Origin of the sequence: Psychrobacter sp. Pi2-52, from assembly GCF_904846705.1 — a bacterium.
Lineage (GTDB): Bacteria > Pseudomonadota > Gammaproteobacteria > Pseudomonadales > Moraxellaceae > Psychrobacter.
This window is the reverse complement of the sequence record NZ_CAJHBS010000044.1, coordinates 1-4291: the sequence shown is the minus strand read 5'-3', so window position 1 is coordinate 4291 and position 4291 is coordinate 1. Positions and strand designations below refer to the sequence as shown.

Annotated in this window: 5 protein-coding genes; 2 read left to right on the top strand and 3 right to left on the bottom strand. The window is 37.7% G+C overall.

Features of this window, described 5'->3' with window-relative positions; all coding sequences use genetic code 11:
- Nucleotides 1-85 precede the first annotated feature (85 nt).
- Entirely contained in the window at nt 86-559 is a 474-nt protein-coding gene (locus JMY00_RS13375; RefSeq protein WP_277350424.1) for a dienelactone hydrolase family protein, read from the top strand.
- 117 nt (nt 560-676) lie between these two features.
- Here JMY00_RS13375 and JMY00_RS13370 read toward each other — a convergent pair whose 3' ends face one another.
- From JMY00_RS13370 to JMY00_RS13360, 3 genes are all read right to left on the bottom strand, one after another.
- Nucleotides 677-1336, bottom strand: coding sequence for a DUF938 domain-containing protein (locus JMY00_RS13370; RefSeq protein WP_201580518.1), 660 nt, complete (start codon nt 1334-1336; stop codon nt 677-679).
- Between the two features lie 96 nt (nt 1337-1432).
- Complete coding sequence (locus tag JMY00_RS13365; protein WP_201580517.1) at nt 1433-1897, bottom strand: flavodoxin family protein; 465 nt, start codon at nt 1895-1897, stop codon at nt 1433-1435.
- A 1-nt stretch (nt 1898) separates the two neighbouring features.
- Entirely contained in the window at nt 1899-2312 is a 414-nt protein-coding gene (locus tag JMY00_RS13360) for an OsmC family protein (RefSeq protein ID WP_201580516.1), read from the bottom strand.
- Between the two features lie 121 nt (nt 2313-2433).
- On the opposite strand from JMY00_RS13360, the gene JMY00_RS13355 reads away from it, so the two are divergent.
- The gene (locus tag JMY00_RS13355) at nt 2434-4152 is read left to right on the top strand and encodes a hypothetical protein (protein ID WP_201580515.1); all 1719 of its coding nucleotides are present in this window, start codon (nt 2434-2436) and stop codon (nt 4150-4152) included.
- Nucleotides 4153-4291 lie beyond the last annotated feature (139 nt).

Here is a 4291-nt window from a genome sequence, read left to right as displayed (position 1 = left end):
GGTTTTACACCGATACAGAAACTCAATCAGGCAGCTTAATTCTATTTATTAGGTGTCTTAAGTTTGGGAGGGTTACCCTACTTCTATCGAAGAAAACAAACGCCTAACTGGGGAGCTATATGATGATCGTAATAAAATGCGCCGCATATTGGCAGGAGCACTGACGGCAGGACAACTACAAGGCAATGATGTGCGTAAAGGCACGACCATGGGTTATTGTTTCGGCGGTACGGTCGCGTTAGAGCTAGCACGCTCAGGCTTTGAGCAAAAAGCCTTTGTACCTTTCCACGGTGCCTTTGATATTCCAACTGGTCAAAGTTATGACAAAACTACGGGAGAAATCCTAGTATTCCATGGCTCTGCTGACCAATCTGTCTCGCTAGAGAGCTTTGCGACTTTGGGCAAGACCTTAGAAGCAGCCAAAGTACCTCATGAGATGGTCACTTATAGTGGCGCACCACATGCCTTTAGCGTATTTGGCAGCGATAGATATGACGCTCGCGCCGATCAGCGCTCTTGGAAACGCTACTTGGATTTTTTAGCAGAAGAATATAAATAGTCTAACAGCGTAAAAAACAAGAAAGCCTAAATAAGAAAACCTAACTAAAAAGCCACTTCAATCGATCATCTTCTAATCTTAATTGAAGTGGCTTTTCTGTTCTAAGAATTTGATGCTTTATATTTTTTGAAATACCAATAGCTGATTATTGGCAGGCATCGCATACGTTTTTCTGAGTTGTAGATAATGAGCATTTGCTAGATTAACGACATCTTCTTTATCGCGAATGCCGCTGTCAGGATTACCTGCTCTCAACATCGCATCAAATCGCTGATTGCCCTCACTGGTATATTTACCATCCTCGTTAAATGGGCCATATACAATCAGTTTGCCATCAGTAGGTAGCGCATCACCAGCCAATGTAAACAACCGTTCAACCAAAGCCCAACTGATAATATGCAGCGTATTAGCCGTAAACATTGCATCATAAGGTAAGTTTAACTGGCTATTGACAGGTACGGCATCCGTACTCAAATCAAACGCTAATGGCGAATATAGATTGGGTGCAGGATACGCATTGTGCCAAGCGATTATATGGCGATGATTACCAGTCACATCGCTAGTTTGCCACTGTATCTCAGGCAGATTAGGCGCAAAGTAAACACTATGCTGCCCCGTTCCAGAACCAATCTCTAATACATGATTACAGCCTTGTAGCTCTGTTTGAAGTACTTCTAAAATAGGTTGTTTATTATTCTCACACGCTTGAGAAAAAGGCAATGCAGAAATATCTACTTTATTATTTGGATTATCACTCTCCAGATTATCGTCATGCATTACTATCCTCCCAGACCTTTTTTTATGCTCTCAGTATTGATAGCAGTAGATGAATAAGCACTGTCTAATACTGCCTGACTACCAAACAACTGACTACTAGTAAATACCTGCCTCTACCCCAGCAGCAAGCGTCATAGCAAGCTCTTCTACTTGCTCAACAAAGCTCTCTTGCCAATCGCCTTGTAGTAACAGCGCCTCTTGAATCCATGACCAACGTAGCCCCGTTGTAATCGTTTTGAGCGCAAGCTTGGTACCTGTACCATCATGCCCTGCGCGTATATATACCGCAAACGGCATGCCTTGCTTCTCTTCTAATACAGGATAGTAGCAACGATCAAAAAAGTCCTTGGTCAGCCCTGCCATATACGCTAGATTTTCGGTCGTACCTAACAGCAACGCACCAGCAGCCAATACATCCTCAGGCTGCGTATCCTGCGGTGATTTCAAAATGACAGTGATATCTATATCAGGATGATTCGCACCGTCATAAGCTGCCTGCGCCAATTTCTGAGTATTAGGCGATGGCGCATGAGCGACGATGAGTAAAGTCTTAGTGGACATATTAGGCTTTTATGCCATTGTTAAACACTAAGTTTTGTGTGATAGCAGGATCCAAGCTATTGCCTACTGGGCAGGTCAATGCGGTTTTATAAAATCGCTTTAAGGTACTCTCGTCCAATGTCTTAGCGAAATTGACTACAACGTGTATTTCACTCACACGTCTTGGTTTCGCCGCCATGACTTTGGTAACCTCTGCGGTCGTACCTGAGATATCAATATCCATCGCTTCGGCTTTGATACCAATAATCGTTAAGATGCAACTGCCCAAACTGGTCGCTAGCAAATCAGTAGGAGAAAACGCTTCGCCCTTACCATGATTGTCCGTTGGCGCATCAGTGATGATTTGATTATTCGACTGTAAGTGAATGGCTTGGGTGCGTAAATTGCCTTGATAGGTTACTTTTGAGGTGGTCATAATTTTGCCTTAGTTTATTAAACTAGCTGCCTGAGCAATAAAGATGCTGTGATAGTTATTTGATAGATGCTAAGATAGCGAGTATTTGTGCAAACATTAGTTCTGTAAAGGAAATTGTAATATGTATGTGTATGAGCTCTCAGAATACCAAGTTTATCAATTAAAATCGATAGACCCAGCATTAGGTGGTAACTGGAAAACCATTCTTATCAGTATTTTGCCGCAGCTCGATATACCCAGTCGTAAAAGTGTGTACGAAAAAATATTATCAAAAAGGAACATTAGCCCAAATTTTACTTATATCATTCCAGATGATTTGAGAAGTTTGTTATCTAAAACAGCAATTCGTCATCGAGAGCTAAAAGCAATTGCTATACAGATGTTGAAATTTATTGAGTCTAAGCCGGATTCATATGATGCTATTGAACTTGCTGATAAAGTAGAGGCGATGATCGATTATCTTAACCGTATTGATATAGGTGATCATATTTTAGACCAAAAAAGTCGTGAAAGTATAAAAAAAGCATTTTTATACGATTTAGCATTTTGGATCGATAATGTAAATCTTATAGTACAACCTGGTATAAGGCACTTAAATACTGATATCGTAAAAACATACTTTAAAGAAGTATTTATTAAGCAAAAGATTCAGGGGCGAGACTTTCGCGCATGGGATTCTACTGATATAGACTTTCAGGAACAAGACAAATTACCTGATATTATAAAAAGAGAGGCAAAGCGTAAAAAGTTCTTTGTCATTGAAAGTGAGCGTTACTGGTTTTTAATAGGTATTGCCGACAAATCAAGACAAAATCCTTATTCTATTAAACGTTTTTTACATGAAGATGGCGGTAGTAATGATTTATTTGTATATCTGACACACGTTGTCATTAGAAAAGAGCTTATAGATGAAGAACGTTATATACGACACGTTAAATACTGTACAAGTCGACTATACACTTTGGATGCTGGTGTATCAGACACAATCATCAAATTTATAGCAGAAGCACAACATCTTTGTAAGACACAAATTATACCTCTACTCAAAAAAGAATTGAAAAAAGACGGCGAAGAGACAGAATATCATATCAGTAAGCGTATGAATGACTATGAGCACCAAATCACAATTTCGATTTTGAATAAATTACCTAATATAATTAATAATGCAGTCACTGATAGTGATGATCGATACTATTTATTTTATTATTTGACTAAAATTTTTAATAAACTTATAGATAATCTCCAAAACTTTCAATTACGACCTATCGCTACATATTCTTCTAATGTAGAAGTTATGATTGCCAGGCTAATTAGCTTCAAATATTTTCTAGATACGATTTATGATTCATTAGAGGATAAAAAATTTGAGATTAAAAATTTCACTAATGCTTCTAAAGAAATAATTGCAATTGTCAAGGAAGCTTTCGATAGTACTGAACAGAACCTGATACAGTTAAATCAATTAGAAGAAAAATTAAAATTTTATCTTGAAACTAAGGAAAATGGTAGTATTTGGCAAAAAATAAAGGTCGGTTTCCCACCAAATTATACTTTAGAAGATGTGGAACATTCAAAGAATGAAGCGAAAAATGAGTTTTTTCTATCCATCATAAATTTAGCTAAAAAACATAGTGATAATATTGTTTACGTAGAATTTGACTGCAATGAAGTCTTAAATGAATACTATCGTCACTATGCCATTGCTAATGAAAAGATGGCAATAGCACGACTACCAAAGGTACTACGATTACCTGAAGATAAGAAAACATTTAATATTCAAAAGACTAATGAAGCAATTCATCACAACGTATTTATATTGGACAAGAAATACGTATCATGATCTGTTATTTTCTAGACAAATTTTTCGTATAAGAGTTTTATTTGACTATTATAGGGAAAGTTCGAGACCATCCCAGATTCTGTGTAACTGCCATTTAGATTAAATGCTTACTGATACGGTCATCAAACATAATCATAAA

Coding starts and splice junctions, on each gene's coding strand:
- JMY00_RS13360 (WP_201580516.1), bottom strand. CDS start 2,312: ATGACCACCTCAAAAGTAACCTATCAAGGCAATTTACGCACCCAAGCC.
- JMY00_RS13370 (WP_201580518.1), bottom strand. CDS start 1,336: ATGCATGACGATAATCTGGAGAGTGATAATCCAAATAATAAAGTAGAT.
- JMY00_RS13355 (WP_201580515.1), top strand. CDS start 2,434: ATGTATGTGTATGAGCTCTCAGAATACCAAGTTTATCAATTAAAATCG.
- JMY00_RS13365 (WP_201580517.1), bottom strand. CDS start 1,897: ATGTCCACTAAGACTTTACTCATCGTCGCTCATGCGCCATCGCCTAAT.